Raw genomic sequence first — 21,194 nt, forward strand, 5'->3', positions numbered from 1 at the left:
CGGGGTTCCGACAGCACCGGGCGGCCACGCTGCGCCACTACCCTCTCCCCGACTGACCGACGACGAGCGGACGGCGGGACCAGTGGACGAGGAGCGCGCGACGCCGGGCCCTCCCCCGGCCGGGGAGCGCACCACGGCCGGGACCGCGCGCCCCGACAACGCCTTCCTCGCGCTGGTCCGCATCCCGGTCTTCCGCCGGCTGTGGGCGGCGATCACCGTCTCCAGCCTCGGCGACTGGCTGGGCCTGCTGGCCACCACGGCCATGGCCCAGCAGCTCACCCGGGAGGAGTCCCTCGCGGTGCAGGGCGCCGCGATCTCCGGCGTCATCCTCACCCGGCTGCTGCCCGACCTGGTGCTGGGCCCGCTGGCCGGGGCGCTGGCCGACCGGCTGGACCGGCGGACGACGGTCGTCGTCGGCGAACTGCTGGCGCTCGCGCTGTACCTGTCCATCGCGGTCACCTACGAGCTGACCTGGCTCTACGTCGCCCAGTTCCTCGTCGAGGCGGTCGGGTTGTTCACCAACCCGGCCAAGCAGGCGATGTGGGTGTCGATCGTGCCCCGCGAGCGGCTCGCCGTGGCCAACCAGGTCTCGCTGTTCTCCGTGTACGGCGCCGTCCCCGTCGCCGCCCTGGTGTTCGCGCTGCTGTCGACGGTCAGCCGGCTGATCGGCGAGGGCGACGAGAGCGAGGCCCGGACGGCGATCGTCGTCGCCCTGGTCTTCAACGCCGGCAGCTTCGGCCTGAGCGCGGCCACCGTGTTCCTCTCCCGCCGGCTCATCCCGGGCACGCCGGTCGACCGGGACGGCGGGCAGCGCAACGTGCTGTCGCTGGTCGTGGAGGGCGTGGCCTTCCTGCGCGGGCAGCCGTTGATGCGCGCCCTCTACGTGGGCGTCATCGGCGCGTTCGGCGCCGGCGGCCTCACCGTCGGGGTCGCCCAGCTGTACGTGGCCACGCTGCGCGCCGGCGCGGCCGGCTACTCGGTCGTGTTCGGCGTGGTCTTCACCGGCCTGGCCATCGGCATGCTGGCCGGGCCCCGGATCCTGCCCACGGTGCCGCGGCGCAGCGTGTTCACGCACGCCATCGGCCTGGCCGGGGTGGCCCTGCTGGTGATGTCCCTGCTGCGGGACTTCGTGCTGGCCACCGCGGCGGCGTTCTGCGTGGGCCTGTTCGCCGGCGTCAGCTGGATCATCGGCTACACGCTGATCGGCTTCGAGGTGGAGGACCGGCTGCGCGGCCGCGTCTTCGCCTTCGTCATCTCCTCGGTGCGCATCGTCCTGCTCCTGGCGGTGGCGGTCGGCCCGGGCCTGGCGGGGCTGCTCGGCACCCACGACGTCCGCCTGGGCGACCTGGTGCTCACCCTGACCGGTCCCGGCCTGACGCTGCTGGTGGGTGGGGTGGTCGCCCTCGTGGTGAGCGCCTACGCCACCCGCCAGGTGGTGCCGCCGCGCTCGCGCACCCGGTTCCGCGACGTGCTGCGGCTGCTGTGGGGCCGCTCGGACCTGTTCTCGGCCGCCTCCAGCGGCGTGGGGCTGTTCGTCGTCGTCGAGGGGGCCGACCGCGAGCTCACCCGCCGCTACGCCGCGGACCTGGCGCAGGTGCTGCGCGACTGCGGTTGCCCGGTCGAGGTCACCTCCGAGCCCAGCGACACCGAGCTGGGCCGGCAGGTGCGCGGCCTGCTCTTCCCGCCCCCGCCCGGCTCGGGCACCGGCTCCCCGCAGCCGGCGCCGGCCGTCGACGACACCGGGAGCCCGATCGGCGCGCACACCGCCGCGCTGCTGGCGGCCGCCGACCGCGCGCAGCACGTCGCGGCGGTGATCCGCCCGGCCCTCGAGCGCAGGCGGGTGGTGGTCAACACGCACTACGTGGACACCTCGATCGCCTTCCACGGCGCCGGCCAGGGGCTGGACGCCGACCGCATCTTCCGGACGTCGCTGTGGGCCACCCGCGGGTTGCTGCCGGACCTCACCGTGGTCGTCGACTCCCCCGTCACCTCCGCCCCCGCGGACGCGGACGCGCAGGCGGTGCGCCGCGCCTTCCTCGCCCAGGCCGAGGCCGCGCCCGACCGCTACGTCGTCGTCCCCGGGGAGCTGCTGGACGCCGACGGCGGGGACGGGATGGTCTCCCCCGTCGTCCGCCGCCGGCTGGCCACCCTGGTGGCCACGCGCTACCCGGCCCCCGCCGAGGACCCCGCGGTCCCCGCGGAGCCGGCGGCGCCGGACGCCACCTCCACCGCTGCCGCGGAACGGGCAGGTCGCTCCGTAGGCTGACCCGGTGGACGAGCTCACCGGCTGGACGGCCGAGGACACCGAGGACGTCGTCTGCTGCCTGTGCCGGGTGCCCGGCACGCTGGTGCACGACGTCGCCCCGTTCGGGGTCGTCCGCTGCCCGCAGTGCCAGCTGGTCTTCACCAGCCCGCGGCTGCGCCCCGAGGCGCTGCAGCGGATCTACGACGACGCCGGCTACTTCGAGGGCGGCGTGTACGGCTCAGCCGTCTCCACCGGCGCGGAGGCGCCCTCGGCCGAGGCGCGCCTCTCCCCCGCGATGCTGCTGCAGCGCACCTGGACGGCGGGCCGGCTCGCCCTGGTCGACCGCGAGCGGGGCGGCGCGGCGGCGGGCGGGCGGCTGCTGGAGGTCGGCGCGGGCTACGGCCTGTTCCTGGCCGCGGCCCGGGAGGCGGGGTGGACGACGTCCGGCGTCGAGCTCTCCCGCACCGGGGCCAAGCACGCCCAGGACACCCTCGGGCTCGACGTGTTCTGCGGTCAGCTCGAGGAGGCGCCGCTGATCCCCGGCTTCGACGTCGTCTGCGCCTGGGACACGGTCGAGCACGTACCCGACCCGCTGTCGTTCTGGCGGACCGTGCGCACGCAGGTCGCCGACGACGGCGTCGTCCTGTTCTCGACGCCCTACGTCTCCTCGCTCCCGGCACGGCTGCTCGGCACCCGCTGGTGGACGCTCAAGCCGACCGAGCACATCTGGCACTTCACCCCGCGCACCCACGCGCTGCTGCTGGCTCGGGCGGGGCTGGCGCTGACCCGCGTGGTTCGCAACCCGCTGGCCCCGGCCAACGCCGGGCGGTTGGACTCGCTGGTCGGCGTCGCCCGGCCCATCCCGGGCCCCTGATCCCGGGTCCTGTCGGCCCTCCGCAGGGTCCCGCCGCAGGCCCCGTCCCGAGGCTCGCCCCGAGCGTGCGAGGGGTGAGGAGGACGGGGTCCTCGAACGGTGGGGGGCAGGGGGTCCTCGATCATGCGGCCCGGTCGTCGTCCGCCGCGACGAGCGCGCGGCGGAAGGTCTGCCGGTAGGCCCGCGGGGAGACGCCCCGGCGGCGGGTGAACTGCTCGCGGAAGCCCGCGGCGGTGCCGAAGCCGACGAGCCGGGCGATCTCCTCGACCGGGGCGTCGCTGCCCTCCAGCAGCGCCTCGGCCGCGGCCAGCCGCTGGGCCAGCAGCCAGGCGTGCGGCGTCGTCCCCGTGGTGGCCTTGAACCGGCGGGCGAAGGTGCGCGGGCTCATCAGCGCGCGGCGGGCGAGCACCTCGACGCTGATGTCGTCGGCGAGGTTGCCCTGCGCCCACTCCAGGACCGCGCCGAGCAGGTCGTCCTCGACCTCGGCGACCGGGGCGTCGATGAACTGCGCCTGCCCGCCGTCGCGGTGCGGCGGCACCACCATCTCGCGCGCCAGCGCGTTGGCGGCCGCCGCGCCCCACTCGCGGCGCACGAGGTGGAGCAGGGTGTCGACGCCGGCCGCCGTCCCGGCGCCGGTGATGACCCGGCCGTTGTCCACGTAGAGCACCGAGGGGTCGACGTCGACGGCGGGGAACCGGGCGGCCAGCTCCCCGGCCCACTTCCAGTGGGTGGTGACGCGCTTGCCGTCGAGCAGCCCGGCCTCGGCGAGCACGAAGGCGCCGGTGCAGTGGCTGATGATCGTGGCGCCGCGGGCGTACGCCTCCTGGAGGGCGTCGAGCAGCGCGGGCGACGGCACGCGGTCGAACAGCTCCCAGGCCGTGATCGAGACGATGTCCGAGCGGGCCAGCCGGTCCAGGCCGTGTTCCACCGTGATCGGGATGCCGGTGTCGGTGCGCAGCACCCCCGGCGCCTCGCTGACCAGCGCGAAGTCGAAGCGCGGCAACCCCATGTGCCGGCGGTCGTAGCCGAAGACCTCGGCGCACACGCCGAGCCCGAAGCTGCCGACCAGACCGTCGGCGACGACGACGCTCACGACCAGTGGGCGCTCGGTTCCGGCCATGCAGGCAGTATGGCAGGAAAGCTGCGATCAGCGTCACACCTGCCACTCGTCGCGTGAGCCTCCCGGGAGCACGCTCGTCCCATGTTGCTGATCACCTGCCCCGTGACGAACACGGACGAGTTGGTCGCCGAGCGGCGCATCCGCTCGGTGGTCAACCACCCGACCCACATCGCGCTGCACGTCGAGTGCCCCTGCGGCGGCGTGCACGTCTACCGCACCGGCCGCCGGTGGGAGTCCGCCCGCCGTCCGGCCGCCGCTCGACCTGCGCCGGAGCTCACCCCGGCCTAGACTCGAACACATGAGCGAACCGACTGCCAACGACGACCGCAGCGCTGAGAAGGACCCCTCGGACTGGGTGACCGGTGACGAGCCCGCCACCGGCGCGCAGAAGAGCTACCTGCACACGCTGGCCCGCGAGGCCGGCGAGGAGGTGCCGGACGACATCACCAAGGCCGACGCCTCGCGCAAGATCGACGAGCTGCAGGACGAGACCGGCCGGGGCCAGTAGCCCCGGTCGGCCCGCCTGCGCGAGCCACCCGACGCACGCCGGGGAACGGCACGTGGCCGCGGATGCCGACGAGCGCCGCTCCGCGAGGTGCCGTCGAGGAGCGGGCCCCGGAGGGGTCCGCGACGAGGCGGCGGTGGGGCTCCGCCCAGCTGGGGAACGGCACCTGGCCGCGGTGTCGGCCGGTGGGCCGACGGTGTGTCAGGCCTCGAGCTTGTAGCCCAGGCCGCGCACGGTCACCAGGTACTTGGGGTTGGCCGGGTCCGGCTCGATCTTGGCGCGCAGCCGCTTGACGTGGACGTCGAGGGTCTTGGTGTCGCCCACGTAGTCCGAGCCCCACACCCGGTCGATCAGCTGGACCCGGGTGAGCACCCGCCCGGCGTTGCGCAGCAGCAGCTCGAGCAGGTCGAATTCCTTCAGCGGCAGCGCCACCGGCTCGCCGTCCACCGAGACGACGTGCCGCTCCACGTCCATGCGCACCGGGCCGGCCTCCAGCGCCGACTCCACCGGCGCCTCCACGTCGCCGCGGCGGCGCAGCACCGCGCGGATGCGGGCGACCAGCTCGCGGGCCGAGTACGGCTTGGTCACGTAGTCGTCGGCACCGAGCTCCAGGCCCACGACCTTGTCGACCTCGGCGTCCTTGGCGGTCAGCATGATGATCGGCACGCTGCTGCGGGAGCGCAGCTGACGGCAGACCTCGGTGCCGGGCAGCCCCGGGAGCATGAGGTCGAGGAGGACGACGTCGGCGCCACCCCGGTCGAACTCGGCGAGCGCCCCCGGCCCGTTGGTGGCCACGACGGGGTCGAACCCCTCCTTCCGCAGCATGTACGACAGCGCGTCGGAGAAGGACTCCTCGTCCTCCACGACCAGCACTCGGGTCATGACCGTCCCTTCGGGGCGTCAGCGGCGGGCGGACCGCCGGCGAGGTCGTGCTCGGCCGGCGCGTCGCCGGCGGGTCCGGAGGTGGCGGGGGTGTCCGCGCCGGCGGCCAGCGGGATCCGCAGGGTGAAGGTGGAGCCGAGGCCCTCCTCGCTCCACACGCTCACCGAGCCGCCGTGGTTGGTGGCCACGTGCTTGACGATGGCCAGCCCGAGGCCGGTGCCGCCGGTGCGGCTGGCCCGGGACTGGTCGACCCGGTAGAAGCGCTCGAACACCCGTGAGCGGTCCTCCCGCGGGATGCCGATGCCGTTGTCGGTCACGGTGATCTCCACGAAGCCGGCCCGGGCCCGGGCGCCGACGGCGATCCGGGTGTGCTCGGGGCTGTAGGCGACGGCGTTGGCCAGCAGGTTGGTGACGGCGGTGGCCAGCTGGTACTCCACACCGCGCACGACCAGCCCGCCCTCGCCGCCGGTGACGATCGCGATCTGCTTGGCCGCGGCGGCCAGCTTGGTGCGGTCGACGGCCTCGGCGATGACCGTGTCGACCTCGACCGGCACCAGCTCCGGCAGCGGCTCGCCACCCTGGAGCCGGGATAGGTCGATGAGCTCGCGGACCAGGCGGGCCAGCCGGTCGGCCTCGTGGGTCATCCGGGTGGCGAAGCGGCGCACCGTCTCCGGGTCGTCGGCGGCGTCCTCGACCGCCTCGGCGAGCAGCGACAGCGCGCCCACCGGGGTCTTCAGCTCGTGGCCGACGTTGGCGACGAAGTCCCGGCGGACCGCCTCCACCCGGCGGGCCTCGGTCACGTCCTGCAGCACCAGCGCCACCGGTCCCGCCGCCGGGCCCGATCCCCGCTCCAGCCGGACACCCAGGACGCCGACCTGCCGCGGCCCCCCGCCCACGACCGAGCCGGGCAACGACACCTCCGCGCGCCGCCGGCCGCCGTCCCGCACCGCGCGGGCCAGCTCCAGCAGCTCGGGGACCAGCAGGCGGGTGTCGCGGACGATGCCCAGGGAGCGCGCCGCCGGGTTGGCCAGGAGGACGACGTCGCCCCGGTCGACCAGGACGACCGCGGGGTCGATCAGGTCGAGCAGCCGCCGGGACAGGACCGCCTCGGGGGCCGCTCCGTCGGACGGCGCGGACCGCTCGAGGTCGGGACGGCGCGGACGCCGCAGCAGCGTGGCGACCAGGACGCCGACGACCAGACCGACGACGCCGCCGACCAGCAGGGCGACCGACGAGCTCACGCGCCGATGCTAGGCCGCGCTCCGCGACGGACACCCCCCGTCCGGGTGACGGCGACACCCCGGACCGTCACTGTTCACGTCCCGGTGCCTCCCCGTTCACCGACAGGGCCGAGGTGGGTCGACGATCGGTCCTACCCTCGGGGTCCGGAGATCGTCGGGGCCTCGATCAGCGGGTCACCCCGAGCGTTGCGCCACGGCCGACGGGCCGATGAGGAGGACGACGGTGCGTCAGCACTACCACGAGGAACTCGACGACATCAACAACTGCCTGGTCGAGATGGCGAACTCGGTCGGGTCGGCCATGAGCAAGGCCACCACCGCACTGCTGGACGCCGACATCGAGCTGGCGAACCTGGTGATCCAGGGCGACGAGCACATCGACGCCACCCGGGAGAGCATCGAGCAGCGGTGCTTCACCCTGCTGGCCCGGCAGGCGCCGGTCGCCACGGACCTGCGCACCATCACCGCGGGGATGCGGATCATCAGCGACCTCGAGCGCATGGGCGACCTCGCCGTCCACGTCGCGAAGCTCGCGCGGATGCGCTTCCCCGAGCACGCCGTCCCGCAGGAGCTGCGGCCGATCTTCCTGCAGGCCGGGAACGTCGCCGAGAGCCTGGTGACCCAGACGGCGACCGTCATCGCCAAGCTCGACGTCGAGGCGGCCGCGGCGCTGGAGGCCGAGGACGACCTGATGGACCAGCTGCACCGGCAACTGTTCAACGAGCTGCTCGTCAAGGACTGGCCGCACGGTATGGAGGCGGCCATCGACATCACCCTGCTCGGCCGCTACTACGAGCGCTTCGCCGACCACGCGGTCAGCGTCGCGCGCCGGGTGGTGTACCTGGTCACCGGCGAGCGGGAGATGCACGCGCACGCCGACTGACGAGGGCACCGCCGTCCTGCGGACGGCACCGCGGCCACGAGCCGTCCCCCGCCCGCGCGGAGCCCTCCCCGACCCTCGCCGGGGAGGGCTCCGCCGGCCCGCTCCTCGGGCCGCCCTGCGGGGCCCGTCCCGCGCGTCCTCTGCGACCCCTCCGGGGCCGGCCCGTCAGCGCTTGCCCTGGTTCCGCACGGCTTCGATGGCGGCCGCGGCGGCCTCGGGGTCGAGGTACTGGCCACCGGGGTTGGTCGGGCGCAGGTCGTCGTCCAGGTCGTAGCGCAGCGGGACGCCGGTGGGGATGTTGAGCCCCACGACCTCGTCCTCGCCCATCCCGTCCAGGTGCTTCACCAGCGCCCGCAGGCTGTTGCCGTGCGCGGCGACGAGCACGGTCAGCCCCGCGCGCAGGTCGGGCACGATGGCGTCGTACCAGTACGGCAGCATCCGGACGACGACGTCGGCCAGGCACTCGGTCTGCGGGCGCACCTCCGGCGGCAGCACGGCGTAGCGCGCGTCGCCGTCCTGGGAGTACTCGCTGCCCGGTTCGATGGGCGGCGGCGGGGTGCTGTAGGAGCGGCGCCAGACCGTGAACTGCTCCTCTCCGTACTCGGCGAGCGTGGCGGCCTTGTCCTTGCCCTGCAGCGCGCCGTAGTGCCGCTCGTTGAGCCGCCAGGAGCGCTTGACCGGGATCCACTGCCGGTCCGCGGCGGCCAGCGCCAGCTCGGCGGTGGTGATCGCGCGCCTGAGCACCGAGGTGTGCGCCACCTCCGGCAGCAGGCCGTGCTCGGCGAGGAGCTCACCGCCCCGGGCGGCCTCGCCGCGGCCCTTCTCCGACAGCGGCACGTCCACCCAGCCGGTGAACAGGTTGGCCTTGTTCCACTCGCTCTCGCCGTGGCGGAGCAGCACGAGCGTTCCGGTCGTCACACCGGCCATCCTGCCCGACGGGTGAGGTGGTGGAACGGCCTGCCTGCAGGAAGGAGGACGGGGCCTCCCACGGCGGGGGCAGGGAGGTTCCTCACCCGGTGAGCAGCGGCCACAGCAGCCAGGCCTCGAACGCCGCCGGCGGCAGCAGGCCGCTGAACAGCCAGGGGCTGCGGACGGGTCGGTCCACCCCCCAGCGCAGTGCCGCGACGGCGGTCACGCTGCAGAGCGCGCCGGCGGTCAGCCACAGCAGGGTGCCACCCACGTCGACGGCGAGGAGCTGGGCGAAGGTCAGCCGCACCGCGCACAGCAGCAGCGGGTACACCAGCGCGGTCGCGGCGAGCAGGCCCACGAGCGCCCGGACCTGCCGCTGCTGCTGACCGGGACCCTCGTGCACCGCCGCCACGCTAACCGCTGGCCGCGGCCGGCGGGCCGCCGTCAGCCCGCCGACCGGGCCCGCCGCCCCGGCAGCCAGACGAGGACGACGACGGCGGCCAGGGCGGTCGCCGCCGCGGTCCCCAGGGCGGTGAGGTGCATCGCCGCCACGAACGCCTCCCGGGCCGGGCCGACCAGGTCGCCCGCCGCGGCGGCGGCCTCGGGGTCCCCACCGGTCACGGTCCGCTGCACCGCCGCGAGGGTGCCCACCAGCGAGGTGCTCGCCTCCGCGCGGGCGTCGGCCGGCAGCGCGTCGACCGCGCTCCCGAGCTGGGCGGCGTAGGCGTTGGCCAGCAGCGAGCCGAGGACCGCCACCCCCAGCGCACCACCGACCTGGCGCACGGAGTTGTTCACCGCCGCGCCGGCGCCGGCCTTGTGCCGGGGCACCACGGACATGATCGACTCGGTCGTGGGGGCCATGACCGTCCCCATCCCGAGGCCCTGCACCGACAGGACCACGAGCAGCAGCCACAGCGGCGAGGTCGTGTCCAGCAGCTGGAAGCCGCAGACCGCCGCCGTCAGCAGGCCGAAGCCGGCGCCGACGACGGCCTTGGCGCCGAACCGCTCGGCCAGCCGGGAGCTGCCCGGCGCCATGACCGCCATGCCCACGGCCATGGGGATGAGCGCCGCGCCGCTGGCCAGCGGGCCGTGGGCGAGCACGCCCTGCAGGTAGTAGACGACGTAGAAGGTCGCGCCCATGAGGGCGAAGAAGTTCAGCCCGAGGGCGGCCGCGGCAGCGGAGAAGGCCGGGTTGCGGAAGAGCGTGACGTCCAGCGCCGGGTGCGCCGAGCGGCGCTGCAGCCAGACGAACAGCCCGAGCAGGGCCAGCCCACCGAGCAGCGGCACGAGGACGCCGGGCGAGCTCCAGCCGGCTCCCGAGCCACCGTGGATGATCCCGTAGACCAACCCGGCCAGCGCCAGCACCGACAGCAGGACGCCGGGGACGTCGAGCCGGCCCGGCGACGGGTCGCGGGACTCCGGGACGACGAGCACCGTCGCCACGATGCCGAGGATCGCGACCGGCACCGTGATGAGGAAGATCGCGCCCCACCAGAAGTGCTCGAGCACCGCGCCGCTGGCCAGCGGGCCGCCGGCGACGGCGATCCCGGCGGCGCCCGCCCACACGCCGATCGCGCGGCCGCGCTCACCCTCCGGGAAGACGTTGGTGATGACGGCGAGGGTCGTCGGCTGGACGGCGGCGCCGCCGATGCCCATGACAGCCCGCCAGGCGATCAGCTCGCCGGGGCTGCTGCTGAACGCGCCCAGCAGCGAGCCGGCCGTGAAGACCGACAGCCCGATCAGCAGCACCCGGCGCCGGCCGATCCGGTCGCCCATGACGCCCCAGGAGAAGAGCAGGCCGGCGAAGACGAGGATGTAGGCGTCGATCGCCCACTGCAGCTGGCCCTGGCTGGCGCCGAGCTCGCGCTGCAGCGTGGGGATGGCGACGTTGAGGGTCGTGTTGCCCATGATCACCACGAGCAGGCAGACCGTCATGGTGGCCAGCACCCACCACCGGCGGGCGTAGCCGGGCGGCTCCTCGGCGGCCTCGGGGAGCGACCGTTCGGTCGCCGTCACGCCCCGCCGTCCGGGGCGCCGCCGGCGCGGGACCTGCGACCGGGGTCGACGAAGTCGGCGAAGGCCTCCAGGTTGCGGAGGGACTCCCCGCGCTTGACCCGCCACTCCCACTCGCGCCGGATCGACGTGCCGAAGCCGATCTCGAGCATCGTGTTGAAGTGGTCGTCGGCGTAGCTGAGCACCGCGCCGAGGACGCGGTCGAGCTCCTCCGGCGTGACCGCGGCGTGCGGCAGCCGGCCGGTCAGGTAGACGTCGCCCACCCTGTCGACGGAGTACGCGACGCCATACATGCGCGCGTTGTGCTGCAGCAGGTAGGTCCACAGCTGCTCGCGGTTCTCGTCGGGCTGGCGGCAGACGAAGGCCTCCACCCGCAGCGCGTGCTCGCCGACGATCAGCCCGCAGACGGTCTTGAGCTTCTGGGTGCCGGGCAGGTCGACCAGCCAACGGCCCGGCGCGGGGTGCTCGTGCACCAGCTCGTTGTCGCGCAGCGTCTGCTCGATGACCGCGTCGAACTCCTCGACGACGCTCACTGGGCCACCTGCGCACCGAGCGCACGGACCCCGGCCCGCGCCCAGGCCGGGCGCAGCAGCGTGCCCGGAGCCGCCCGCTGGGATGCCGCGGCCATCCCCTCCGCAGCGGCGGTGTAGGCCGCGACCAGGCTGTCGACGGTGCGCTCCCAGGAGAAGGCGCCGGCGTGCCGGCGGGCACCCACCGAGAGCAGCTCCCGACGGGCGAGCACGGCGCGGATGGCGGCGGCGTAGTCGGCCGGGTCCCGGCCCTCGACCAGCACCCCGGAGACGCCGTCCCGGACGGCCGTGCGCAGACCACCCACGGCGGCCGCGACGACCGGCGTCCCGCAGGCCTGGGCCTCCAGGGCCACCAGCCCGAAGGACTCGTTGTGGCTGGGGACGACGGCGACGTCGGCGGCGCGGTAGTGCTCGGCGAGCAGCTCGGCGTGCACCGGCGGCAGGAAGCGCACCAGGTCGGCGATGCCGAGCCCGGCGGCGAGCTGCTCGAGCTGGCGCGGGGCCTCCAGACCGGTGCCGCTGGGGGCGCCGACGACGTGCACCTGCAGGCGGTCGCGCAGCGCCGGGTCGTCGGCGAGCATCCGCGCGGCCGCCTCGAGCAGCAGGTCGGGGGCCTTGAGCGGCTGGATGCGGCCGACGAAGAGCAGGACGACCGCGTCCTCGGCGACCCCGAGCCGGCGGCGGGCCACCGTCCGGTCGCCCGGGGTGAAGCGGTCGAGGTCCACGCCCGGCGGGACGACCAGGGTGCGCCGCGGGTCGGCGCCGTAGTGGTCGACCAGCTGGCGGGCCTCGTCGTCGGTGTTGGCGACCAGCCGGTCGGCCTCGGCCACGACCTGCTCCTCGCCGATCACGCGGGCGCGCGGCTCGGGGCGGTCGCCGACCGCGAGCGCGGCGTTCTTCACCTTCGCCAGGGTGTGCGCGGTGTGGATCAGCGGCACGCTCCACCGGTCGCGGGCCAGCCAGCCGACCTGGCCGGACAGCCAGTAGTGCGAGTGGACGACGTCGTAGTGGCCCGGCTCGTGCTGGGCCTCCTCGCGCAGGACGGCGGCGGTGAAGGCGCACAGCTGGGCGGGCAGCTCCTCCTTGCCCAGGCCCTCGAACGGGCCGGCGCTGACGTGCCGCACGGTGACGCCGGGGCTCATCTCCACCACGGGCGGCAGGTCGCTGGAGACGGCGCGGGTGAAGACGTCGACGGCGACGCCGCGCTCGGCCAGCCGGCGGGACACCTCGACGACGTAGACGTTCATGCCACCGGCGTCGCCGGCACCGGGCTGGTCGAGGGGGCTGGTGTGCACCGAGAGGGTGGCCACCCGCCGGGGCACGGCCGAGCGGGGACGGCGGCGAGCGGCCACGTGCGACCTCCCGCCTCGCTCCAGGGCGCCGGGAGGCACCCGCTCGACATTGCAGTCTGCAACAACGCCAGGATGGGCCTCATGCCCGGTCCCTCGACCCATCCTGCATCCGGTCCCCGCGTGCTGCCCGGCACGGGGCGGACCGCCGTCGTCACCGGCGCCTCCAGCGGCATCGGTGCGGCCACCGCGACCCGCCTGGCGGCGGAGGGCTTCGACGTCGTCCTCGGCGCGCGGCGCATGGACCGGCTCACCGAGCTGGCCGCCTCCATGGGCGCCCGGGCGCTGCCGCTGGACGTCACCGACCCCGACTCGGTGGCGGCGTTCGCCGAGGCCCTGGACCGAGTGGACGTGCTGGTCAACAACGCCGGCGGCGCCTTCGACGCCAACCCCGTGGCCGAGGCCGACCTGGACTCCTGGGCACGCACCTACGAGGTGAACGTGCTGGGCACCGTCCGGCTGACCAAGGCGCTGCTGCCCGCGCTGATCGCCTCGGGCGCCGGCGACGTGCTGTTCGTGGGTTCGACCGCGGGCCTGGTCAGCTACGAGGGCGGCGCGTCGTACACCGCGGCCAAGCACGGCGTGCACACGCTGGCCGAGACGCTGCGCCTGGAGCTGTACGACCAGCCGGTGCGGGTGGTCGAGATCGCACCCGGGATGGTGAGGACCGAGGAGTTCGCCCTCAACCGGGTCCGGGACCAGGACCGGGCGGAGGCGGTCTACCGCGGGGTCCGCGAGCCGCTGGTGGCCGACGACGTCGCCGACTGCATCGCCTGGGCCCTCACCCGCCCGCACCACGTCAACGTCGACCTGCTCGTCGTCCGCCCCCGGGCGCAGGCCGCCCAGCACAAGGTGCACCGCGAGGGCTGAGCCGGTGCTGGCACTCGGCGAGCACGTGGTCGGCTGGGCCCGCGACGCCGGCCACCGCGGCATCCAGTCCGACGCCGAGGTCGAGACCGACACCCCCGCCGTGTCGCTGTGGCGGTCACTCGGGTTCGTCGTCGTCGGCACGGTGCCCGGCGCGTTCCACCACCCCGAGCACGGCTACGTCGGCCTGCACGTGGTGTTCCTCGACCTGACCCGACCCGAGCCCCCGTCGCCGGGGTTCCTCGGGGGTTGCCGGTCCTGCAGCGCCGCCGGCGCACGAGGAACGCCGGCAGGGCCGGCCCCAGCGGCCGTCAGGGACGGATCGCGGTCGGCTCGCGCTTCAGGGTCACGCCGAACCGCTCCTGCACCGCAGCGATGATCTTCTCGGAGAAGGCGAGCAGCTCCTCGGCGGTCGCGCCGGGCTCGGTGGTCAGCGCGAGGCTGTGGCGGGGCGAGGTCCCCACGCGTCCGGAGCGGGTGCCGCGACCGAAGCCGGCGTGCTGCACCAGCCAGGCGGCGCTGAGCTTGACCTCACCCTCGCCTGCCGGCCAGCTCGGGCAGCCCTCGACGGCCTGCGTCACCGGGACCACCGGGTTGGTGAAGAACGAGCCCGCGCTGCGGCTGGTGGGGTCGGCGAGGTCCCAGACCATGCCCTTGCCGCGGCGCAGTTCCAGCACGGCGGAGCGGACGTCGGCCAGCGGGGCCCGCTCCCCCAGCTCGACGCCGAGGGTGCGCGCCAGCTCGGCGTAGCCCACCGGCCGGGACAGCTCGCCCGGCTCCAGCTCGAACGAGACGGTCAGGACGACGAACCGGCCGGGCTCGCGCTTGAGCCGGCTGTCCCGGTAGGCGAACCCGCACTCCTCCGCGGCGAGCACCTGCTCCGCCGACTGCGCGCGGTCCCACACGCGGACGGCGGTGACGACCTGGCCGACCTCCTGGCCGTAGGCGCCGACGTTCTGCACCGGTGTCGCCCCGGTCGAGCCCGGGATGCCGGACATCGCCTCCATGCCGGCCAGCCGCTGCTCGACGGTGTGGGCCACCAGGTCGTCCCAGGGCTCGCCGGCCTGCACGACCAGCCGGCCGCCGTCGCGCTCGACACCCCGGCTCCGGACCACGACGACGTCACCGGGCCACCCGGCGTCCGGGCCGATCAGGTTGGAGCCGCCGCCGAGGACCAGCAGCGGCCGCCCGGCGGCGTCGGCCTCGCGGACGGCGGCGACCAGCTCACCGGGGTCGGCGACCTCGACCAGCCGGTCGATGGGACCCCCCACGCCGAGGGTCGTCAGCTCCGCGAAGCGGGCGTTCCGTCGGACCTGCACGGCACCACGCTAACCGGGACTACGCTCTGGGCCGGTGAGCGAGGCAGGGGGCGGCGACCACAAGCGCCGGGCCAGCCTCCCCAGGAAGGCCGGTCCGCGGCTGGCCGCCGGCCGGGCCCGCGCCCTGGGCCTGCCGACCCGCGGCACCACCAACGCCAACCGGTTGCGCCGGGTCGACCGCTGGCTGCTGGCCACCCAGGTGCCGCGGCTGCGCGACGCCGCCCGGCCGCTGGTCGTCGACCTCGGCTACGGCTCGTCGGCGGTGACCACCCTGGAGCTGGCCGACCGGCTGGGCCCGGAGGTGCACGGCCTCGAGGTCGTCGGCCTGGAGATCGACCCCGCGCGGGTGGCCGCCGTCGCCGCCGACCGCGACCCGCCCCGGGTCGACTTCCGGGTCGGGGGCTTCGAGCTGGCCGGCCTGCGCCCGGTGCTGGTGCGGGCGTTCAACGTGCTGCGCCAGTACGACGAGGAGTCCGCCGCGCAGGCCTGGCAGACGATGTGCGCCGCGCTCGGCCCCGGCGGGCTGCTGGTGGAGGGCACCTGCGACGAGTGGGGCCGGCGCTCGGCGTGGGTGGCCCTGGACGCCGACGGACCGCTGACCCTGACGCTCTCGGCCCGGGTGTCCGACCTCGACAGGCCCTCCGATCTCGCCGAGCGGCTGCCCAAGGCGCTGATCCACCACAACGTGCCCGGTCAGCCGGTGCACGAGTTCCTCCGTGCCCTGGACACGGCCTGGGCCACCGCGGCCGGGCTGTCCACCTTCGGCCCGCGCCAGCGCTGGACCGCCGCGGTCGAGGCCCTCGCCGAGCAGGGCTGGCCGTTCGTCGGTTCCAGCCGCCGGTGGCGGCACGGCGAGGTCACCGTGCGCTGGTCCGCCCTCGCCCCCGTCTGAGCCCGTCTGAGCCCGCCGGGGGGCGCAGCGGCGGACGAGCCCGGCGACCGGGTCGGTGATCCGGCCCACACCCCACCGACTGACCTGCACCTCGTCGCCGCGACCCCGTCGACGGCCGGACGGCCCTCCGCCAGCGTCCGCGGGCCTGGTTCCGATCCGCTACGGTCCGTACTTGCGGGGCGACGCAGTCGGACTGCAGAGGGGGCGGTGCAGGCACGACCATGCACTGGCTGACCCACGGCCCGAGGCCGTGACCCCCGCCGGTACGGCAGCGGAGTGGCCACGGCGGGTGGCGTCCGTCCTCGCCGAGCCGTCGCGGCTGCGACTGCTGTTCCAGCCGATCGTCGACCTGCAGCGCGGCGTCGTCGCCGGCTACGAGACCCTCGCCCGCTTCTCCGAGCCCGATGGCCGGCCGAGCCGGGTGCCACCCGACCAGTGGTTCGCCGCGGCAGGCGCCCAGGGGGTCGGTGCACGGCTGGAGGGCCTCGTCGTCAGGCGCTGCCTGGACCTGTTGCGCACCGTGCCGCCCAACTGCTTCCTCACCGTCAACGTCAGCCCGCACCTGCTCACCGACCCCGAGCTGGCCGGGGCCCTCCTGGCCGTCCCGGACCTCGCCCCCCTCGTCCTCGAGCTGACCGAGCACCAGGACGTCACCGACCTGGACCCCCTCATCGACCTCCGCGACCGGCTGCGCAGCCGGGGCGCGCTGCTCGCGGTCGACGACGCCGGGTCGGGCTACTCGGGCCTGCAGCAGATCGCCGCCATCAAGCCCCAGCTGGTCAAGCTGGACCGGGCGATCGTGAACGGGGTGGACGGCGACGAGGTCAAGCTGGCGCTCACCGAGCTGCTCGGTGAGTTCGCCGGACGGATCGACGCGTGGCTGCTGGCCGAGGGGATCGAGGCCTGGAGCGAGGTCGAGGCGCTCCTCCGCCTCGGGGTCCCCCTCGGCCAGGGCTGGCTCTTCGGCCGGCCCGGACCCGCCTGGCCCCGGCTCGACCCGGGGACGGCCGCACCGCTGCGGTTCCGGTCGGCCAGGGCGCGCCTCGTCGAGCACGTGGCCAGCCTGGTCGAGGAGGTGCCCGTCGAGGGCGGGCCGGCGGGCGGCGTGGTCCCCGGTGGCCAGACGGGGCTGCGGGTCGACCCCGGCGGCCGGCCCCAGGCGCTGCTGCTGCCGCGCCGCCGCGGCGACGACGACCCGGGGCACCGGATCGCCCCGGTGAGCCTCCGCGTCCCCGTCTTCGCGGGGGTCCGCGAGGTGGCCCGACGGGCCGCGGCGCGCCCCGAGCACTCTCGCTTCGACCCCATCGTGTGCGTCGACGACGTCGGCGTCGCGGTCGGCGTCGTCCGCGTGGAACGCCTCCTGCTCAGACTCGCCGCCGGTGGGTAGGAACCAACGGGCACCGCCGGACGGCGGCCCGGCCCACACCCCCCACCCGTACCACCACCACGTTCGAGGCACCCGTGAAGCAGTTCTCCTGTGGCGACGTCGTCCCCACCTGCACCCGCACCTTCGTCGCACCCACCGACGAGGAGATCCTGGCCGCCGTCGCCGCGCACGCCCGCGCCGACCACGGCCTCACCGACATCCCGGCGCACCTCGTCGAGGAGGTCCGCAGACGCATCCGGAGCGACGCCTGAGGAAGGACCCCCTCCTCCCCGCCCCTCGCGAGCTCGAGGCGGCGCCCTGGAGGAGGCCGGGCCGAGAACCGCTGCGGCACCATGGCCGACGTGCCGATCGAGGAGCGCCTGCGGCTGCGCTGCGTCGAGGCCGTCGCCCGCGAGGGCGAGCGGTTCGGCGTCCTCGCCCGGGAGGTCGAGGCCGGGCTGACCGCGGTGCCGGGGCTGCACGCCCCGGTCCCCTGGGTCCCCGCCTGGAGGGTCCGCGACCTCGTCGGCCACCTGGGCGCCGTCCACCGCTGGGCGACCGCCATCGTGCGCGCCGGGACCACCGACCGCCCCGCAGCGCCGCCGCAACCGCCGGACGACGGCCTGCTCGACTGGTACGCCGCCGGTCTGGCCGACCTGCTGCACGCCCTGCGCAGCACGCCGCCGGACCGCCCCGCCTGGCACATGAGCCCGGCGGCGGAGCGGACGGCCGCCTCCTGGGCCCGCCGGCAGGCGCACGAGCTCGCCGTCCACCGGATGGACCTGGAGGCCGCTGCGGGCGTGCCGGTCACCGAGGTCGACTTCGAGCTGGCCGACGACGGCGTCGACGAGGTGCTGCGCGTCGTCGTCCCCCGGTGGGCGCACACCGAGCCGGTGTCCACCGCCACGGCAACCGTCGCGGTGCGCAGCACGGACACCGGCCGGGTGTGGACGGCGCGCGTGACGCAGGGGGACGTCGCCGTGACCGACGAGGACGCGGAGCGCGCCGACGCGCGGCTCGAGGCGCCCGCCGCCGCCCTGCTCCGCCGGCTGTGGGGCCGTCCGGCCGAGGTCGTGGTGACCGGCGACCCGGCCGCCGAGGCGTTGCTGCGCGGACGCTGACGGGCGCCCCTGCGCCACGGCAGGACCGCCGACCTCGTGCGTTCCGGGCCCCCCGACCGCGCGAGGTCGCCGATCCCGCCGGTACGGCACGATGGGCGACGTGCCCCCCGTCCCGGTGACCCGGTGAGCCGGCGCCGGCAGGCCGAGCCCGTCGTCCCGCCCGGCCCCACACCCGTCGCCGGCGGCACCGCCGAGCTGCTCGGGGACGCCGACCGCGACGGCTCCTGGGTCCTGGTGGTGGACGGCACGCCGCAGTCGCACGTCGACCTCGAGGACCCCGCCCACCTGGAGTTCGAGTACGTGCGCCGGATGGGCCACGTGCTCGACCTCGCCGCCGAGGAGGGCCGGCCGATCGACGTCGTGCACCTGGGCGGCGGCGCGCTGACGCTGCCCCGGTACGTGGCAGCGACCCGCCCTGGTTCCCGGCAGCGGGTCGTCGAGCTCGACCAGCCGCTCACCGAGCTGGTCCGGGCACACCTGCCGCTGCCGCGCGACGCCCGCGTCCGGGTGCGCGCCGCCGACGCCCGCGAGGGGCTGGCCGCGCTGCCGAGCGCCGGCGCGGACGTCGTCGTCAGCGACGTCTTCGCCGGGGCCCGCACGCCGGGGCACCTGACCAGCGTCGAGTACGCGCAGGAGGCCCACCGGGTGCTGCGGCCCGGCGGCACCTACACCGCCAACGTCGCCGACGGCCCGCCGCTGCGCTTCGCCCGCACCCAGGTGGCCACGCTGCGCGCCGTCTTCGCGCACGTGTGCCTGCTCGCCGAGCCGGGCACGCTGCGCGGCCGCCGCTTCGGCAACCTGGTCGCGGTCGCCTCGGACGCCGAGCTGCCGATCCCGGCGCTGGTGCGCCGCTGCGCCGCCGACCCGATGCCGAGCCGGGTGGTCGGAGGCGCGGACCTGGACCGCTTCGCCGGCAGCGCGCAGCCGGTGCACGACGCCGACGCGGTCGCCTCCCCGGAGCCGCCGGAGGGGGTCTTCAGCCGTTGAGCGCGGCCTCGGTGATGCCGCAGCGGATCGCGCGCAGGAGCACCGCCCGACCGTAGGGTCGGGGCCATGACCTCGCCTGCCCGACTCCCCCTGCGCCGCGACACGCACAACAAGGTCATCGCCGGTGTCTGCGCGGGGATCGCCCGGCGCTACGGCATCTCGCGGAGCGGTCTGCGCCTGGCGTTCGTGCTCTCCTGCGTCCTGCCCGGCCCGCAGTTCATCGCCTACCTGGTGCTGTGGATCGTGATCCCGAAGGACACCCGGTACTGAGTGCCCCCGCGGCTCACCAGCTGTTGCCGCCCCGGCTCAGCCCGCGCACCGCGGGCCGGACGTCGACGAGGTAGACGATCGCGGCGATGACCGCCGGCAGGCCCAGGAAGCTCAGCGGGGTCTGGAAGACGACGATGACCAGGACCGACAGCCCGAGGATGGCGGCCCAGCCGGGCTTGGTGAGCTTGCCCGCCGCGACGTAGCCGGCGGCCGGGCGGACGAGGGCGTCGACGAGCGCCCACACCGTGAGCGCCAGAGCTGCGTAGAAGAGCACCGCGTACACGGCTCCCTGGAAGCTCAGCATGCCCGGGAGGGTACCCGCCGGGGCGCGCCCGGCCGTGTCCTGCGCCCCCTCCGGGGGAGTCCCGGACGCGACAGGACCCCGGAGCGCTGTGCGCGGCTCCGGGGCCCTGGGATCGGGACGGACCTCCTACGAGGTCCCGCCGTGGCCCCGTCCGGAGCTCACCGCGAGCGGGCGAGCGGTGAGGAGGACGGGGTCCTTCGTCAGTTGCGCTTGGCGGTGCGGGTCACCCGGGCGGAGGTGCCGGCCGGGGCCGACTTCCGCGCCGCGGAGGTCGTCTTCGCCGCGGCACGCTTGCGAGCCGGCTTGACCTCGGGCTCCTCGGCCGCCTCGAGGGTGGCCTTGGCCTGCTCGGCCGCCTCGTGGGTGGCCTCCTCGGCCTGGTCGATGGCCTTCTCGGCCTTCGCCGCGGTCTTCTGCGCGATGGAGGTGACCTCGTTCGAGGCCTCGGCGACGGTCTCGGCGGTCTCCTCGAGCACGTCCTCGAGGGCGTCCTCGACGGCGTCCACCGCACGCTCGGCGCGGCCCACGACCTTGCGGACGACGGGCTGGCGGCGCAGCTCCTCGACGACCTCGGCACCGCGGACGGCGAGGGTCTCGATGGTGGCGACGGTCTGCGTGCGGGCGGTGCTCACCAGGCCGGCCACGGTGCTGGCGACGACGTCGGGGCGGACGGCGGTGGCGACCTGCTGGGCCGACGTGCGCGCGGTCCGGACGGCCTCCTCGGCGCGGGTGCGGGCCTCCTTGGCGGCCAGGTCGATCTGCACCTGGGCCTCGCCGGGCAGCGCCTCGGCGCGGGCCCGCAGGGTGCCGACGACGGCACGGGTGCGCTCGACGGCCAGGTCACCGGCGCCGACGGCGGCCAGCAGGACCTGCTTGTTCTGGACGGCGACGGTCTCGCCGTACTCCTTGAGGCTGTTCTTCATGCCGACTCCTTCGCGGGGCGGGACGGGGTGGGGTCAGAGGGGGCGACCGGGGCGGGGACGCTCGCGGCGTGCTCCCGCACGTAGGTCTCGTACAGCTCGAGCAGCACCGCCCTGTGCCGCTCGGAGAGCGACTGGTCGGCACGGATGGCCGCCACGGTGTCGGGGTTGCCGTTCCGGCGGTCGAGGATCCCGGCCTGCTCGTAGAGCGTCTCGGCGGAGATCTTCAGACCCTTGGCGATCGCCGCGAGGATCTCCGCCGACGGCTTGCGCAGCCCCCGCTCCACCTGCGACAGGTAGGGGTTGCTCACCCCCGCCGTGCGGGCGAGCTCGCGGAGGGACACCCGGGCGGCGCTGCGCTGCTCGCGGATGAACTCCCCGACCTGGGATCCGGTGGCCGAGACCTTGGAGCGCTCGGCGGCGACCGTCTCGGCGACGCTGCCCGCGAGCTGGTCCACCACGCCGCGGACGGTGGTCACCTGTTCGCGGACGAAGTCCCCCGGGTTCTGCACACCTCGACGCTAGGCCCGGGTGCTAGCTCCTGCAAGCGGAGGAGCTAGCACCTGGCTGTGAAACGCCTCACGTGCGGCGTGTCGG

24 protein-coding genes are annotated in these 21,194 nt (G+C 75.3%); 12 read left to right on the top strand and 12 right to left on the bottom strand.

Annotated features, from left to right (window positions below):
• The first annotated feature begins 82 nt into the window (after positions 1 to 82).
• Entirely contained in the window at positions 83 to 2,266 is a 2,184-nt protein-coding gene (locus tag BMW27_RS18875) for a bifunctional MFS transporter/dTMP kinase (protein WP_091446806.1), read from the top strand.
• 4 nt (positions 2,267 to 2,270) lie between these two features.
• A complete protein-coding gene (locus tag BMW27_RS18880) occupies positions 2,271 to 3,119 on the top strand; it encodes a class I SAM-dependent methyltransferase (RefSeq protein WP_091446810.1) in 849 nt (282 codons plus the stop codon).
• A gap of 121 nt (positions 3,120 to 3,240) precedes the next feature.
• On the opposite strand, the gene BMW27_RS18885 is transcribed toward BMW27_RS18880, so the two are convergent.
• A complete protein-coding gene (locus BMW27_RS18885) occupies positions 3,241 to 4,239 on the bottom strand; it encodes a helix-turn-helix domain-containing protein (protein WP_091446814.1) in 999 nt (332 codons plus the stop codon).
• A gap of 81 nt (positions 4,240 to 4,320) precedes the next feature.
• Here BMW27_RS18885 and BMW27_RS18890 point away from each other — a divergent pair, with 81 nt between their 5' ends.
• On the top strand, positions 4,321 to 4,527 hold the full coding sequence (locus tag BMW27_RS18890) for a hypothetical protein (protein ID WP_012950572.1): 207 nt from the start codon (positions 4,321 to 4,323) through the stop codon (positions 4,525 to 4,527).
• 10 nt (positions 4,528 to 4,537) lie between these two features.
• Positions 4,538 to 4,747, top strand: coding sequence for a DUF3072 domain-containing protein (locus BMW27_RS18895; protein ID WP_012950573.1), 210 nt, complete (start codon positions 4,538 to 4,540; stop codon positions 4,745 to 4,747).
• 198 nt (positions 4,748 to 4,945) lie between these two features.
• Here the strand turns inward: BMW27_RS18895 and BMW27_RS18900 are convergent, their stop codons facing one another.
• Positions 4,946 to 5,626: a response regulator transcription factor gene (locus BMW27_RS18900; RefSeq protein ID WP_091446817.1), complete on the bottom strand. Its 681-nt coding sequence runs from the start codon at positions 5,624 to 5,626 to the stop codon at positions 4,946 to 4,948.
• Complete coding sequence (locus BMW27_RS18905; RefSeq protein ID WP_091446819.1) at positions 5,623 to 6,867, bottom strand: sensor histidine kinase; 1,245 nt, start codon at positions 6,865 to 6,867, stop codon at positions 5,623 to 5,625. The genes BMW27_RS18900 and BMW27_RS18905 overlap by 4 nt, the downstream gene beginning before the upstream one ends.
• Before the next feature lie 223 nt (positions 6,868 to 7,090).
• Here BMW27_RS18905 and phoU point away from each other — a divergent pair, with 223 nt between their 5' ends.
• Complete coding sequence (phoU, locus tag BMW27_RS18910) at positions 7,091 to 7,750, top strand: phosphate signaling complex protein PhoU (RefSeq protein WP_091446822.1); 660 nt, start codon at positions 7,091 to 7,093, stop codon at positions 7,748 to 7,750.
• A gap of 165 nt (positions 7,751 to 7,915) precedes the next feature.
• Here the strand turns inward: phoU and BMW27_RS18915 are convergent, their stop codons facing one another.
• The 5 genes from BMW27_RS18915 to mshA form a co-directional block, all read right to left on the bottom strand.
• Positions 7,916 to 8,668: a phosphoglyceromutase gene (locus tag BMW27_RS18915; RefSeq protein ID WP_245743706.1), complete on the bottom strand. Its 753-nt coding sequence runs from the start codon at positions 8,666 to 8,668 to the stop codon at positions 7,916 to 7,918.
• A gap of 91 nt (positions 8,669 to 8,759) precedes the next feature.
• The gene (locus tag BMW27_RS18920) at positions 8,760 to 9,062 is read right to left on the bottom strand and encodes a hypothetical protein (protein ID WP_139206938.1); all 303 of its coding nucleotides are present in this window, start codon (positions 9,060 to 9,062) and stop codon (positions 8,760 to 8,762) included.
• A gap of 41 nt (positions 9,063 to 9,103) precedes the next feature.
• A complete protein-coding gene (locus BMW27_RS18925) occupies positions 9,104 to 10,675 on the bottom strand; it encodes an MFS transporter (RefSeq protein ID WP_091446830.1) in 1,572 nt (523 codons plus the stop codon).
• The gene (locus BMW27_RS18930) at positions 10,672 to 11,205 is read right to left on the bottom strand and encodes a type III secretion system chaperone family protein (protein WP_091446833.1); all 534 of its coding nucleotides are present in this window, start codon (positions 11,203 to 11,205) and stop codon (positions 10,672 to 10,674) included. The genes BMW27_RS18925 and BMW27_RS18930 overlap by 4 nt, the downstream gene beginning before the upstream one ends.
• Positions 11,202 to 12,554 carry a D-inositol-3-phosphate glycosyltransferase gene (mshA, locus tag BMW27_RS18935; RefSeq protein ID WP_091446837.1) on the bottom strand — a complete coding sequence of 451 codons (1,353 nt, stop codon included), beginning with the start codon at positions 12,552 to 12,554 and terminating at the stop codon, positions 11,202 to 11,204. Before mshA ends, BMW27_RS18930 begins: the two co-directional genes overlap by 4 nt.
• A 120-nt stretch (positions 12,555 to 12,674) precedes the next feature.
• Between mshA and BMW27_RS18940 the strand changes: the two genes are divergently transcribed.
• Positions 12,675 to 13,421, top strand: coding sequence for an SDR family oxidoreductase (locus BMW27_RS18940; protein WP_245743707.1), 747 nt, complete (start codon positions 12,675 to 12,677; stop codon positions 13,419 to 13,421).
• A 308-nt stretch (positions 13,422 to 13,729) separates the two neighbouring features.
• On the opposite strand, the gene BMW27_RS18950 is transcribed toward BMW27_RS18940, so the two are convergent.
• Positions 13,730 to 14,737 (bottom strand): UDP-N-acetylmuramate dehydrogenase, encoded by a 1,008-nt coding sequence (locus BMW27_RS18950; RefSeq protein ID WP_091446844.1) that lies wholly within the window; start codon positions 14,735 to 14,737, stop codon positions 13,730 to 13,732.
• A 34-nt stretch (positions 14,738 to 14,771) separates the two neighbouring features.
• On the opposite strand from BMW27_RS18950, the gene BMW27_RS18955 reads away from it, so the two are divergent.
• From BMW27_RS18955 to BMW27_RS18980, 6 genes are all read left to right on the top strand, one after another.
• On the top strand, positions 14,772 to 15,629 hold the full coding sequence (locus BMW27_RS18955) for a class I SAM-dependent methyltransferase (RefSeq protein ID WP_091446847.1): 858 nt from the start codon (positions 14,772 to 14,774) through the stop codon (positions 15,627 to 15,629).
• Positions 15,630 to 15,879: 250 nt separating this feature from the next.
• Positions 15,880 to 17,016, top strand: coding sequence for an EAL domain-containing protein (locus tag BMW27_RS18960; protein ID WP_091446850.1), 1,137 nt, complete (start codon positions 15,880 to 15,882; stop codon positions 17,014 to 17,016).
• 74 nt (positions 17,017 to 17,090) lie between these two features.
• Positions 17,091 to 17,267, top strand: a complete 177-nt coding sequence (locus BMW27_RS18965) for a DUF1059 domain-containing protein (RefSeq protein WP_091446853.1) — start codon at positions 17,091 to 17,093, stop codon at positions 17,265 to 17,267.
• Between the two features lie 90 nt (positions 17,268 to 17,357).
• Positions 17,358 to 18,116, top strand: coding sequence for a maleylpyruvate isomerase N-terminal domain-containing protein (locus tag BMW27_RS18970; protein ID WP_175486565.1), 759 nt, complete (start codon positions 17,358 to 17,360; stop codon positions 18,114 to 18,116).
• Between the two features lie 123 nt (positions 18,117 to 18,239).
• The gene (locus tag BMW27_RS18975) at positions 18,240 to 19,103 is read left to right on the top strand and encodes a spermidine synthase (RefSeq protein WP_091446860.1); all 864 of its coding nucleotides are present in this window, start codon (positions 18,240 to 18,242) and stop codon (positions 19,101 to 19,103) included.
• 66 nt (positions 19,104 to 19,169) lie between these two features.
• Positions 19,170 to 19,373: a PspC domain-containing protein gene (locus tag BMW27_RS18980; RefSeq protein ID WP_091446864.1), complete on the top strand. Its 204-nt coding sequence runs from the start codon at positions 19,170 to 19,172 to the stop codon at positions 19,371 to 19,373.
• A 13-nt stretch (positions 19,374 to 19,386) separates the two neighbouring features.
• Here BMW27_RS18980 and BMW27_RS18985 read toward each other — a convergent pair whose 3' ends face one another.
• The 3 genes from BMW27_RS18985 to BMW27_RS18995 form a co-directional block, all read right to left on the bottom strand.
• Positions 19,387 to 19,677, bottom strand: coding sequence for a DUF2516 family protein (locus BMW27_RS18985; protein ID WP_091446867.1), 291 nt, complete (start codon positions 19,675 to 19,677; stop codon positions 19,387 to 19,389).
• A gap of 200 nt (positions 19,678 to 19,877) precedes the next feature.
• On the bottom strand, positions 19,878 to 20,600 hold the full coding sequence (locus BMW27_RS18990; RefSeq protein ID WP_091446872.1) for a hypothetical protein: 723 nt from the start codon (positions 20,598 to 20,600) through the stop codon (positions 19,878 to 19,880).
• Positions 20,597 to 21,109, bottom strand: a complete 513-nt coding sequence (locus BMW27_RS18995; protein WP_091446875.1) for a helix-turn-helix domain-containing protein — start codon at positions 21,107 to 21,109, stop codon at positions 20,597 to 20,599. The genes BMW27_RS18990 and BMW27_RS18995 overlap by 4 nt, the downstream gene beginning before the upstream one ends.
• Positions 21,110 to 21,194 lie beyond the last annotated feature (85 nt).

The organism is Geodermatophilus poikilotrophus (assembly GCF_900111455.1).
GTDB lineage: Bacteria > Actinomycetota > Actinomycetes > Mycobacteriales > Geodermatophilaceae > Geodermatophilus > Geodermatophilus poikilotrophus.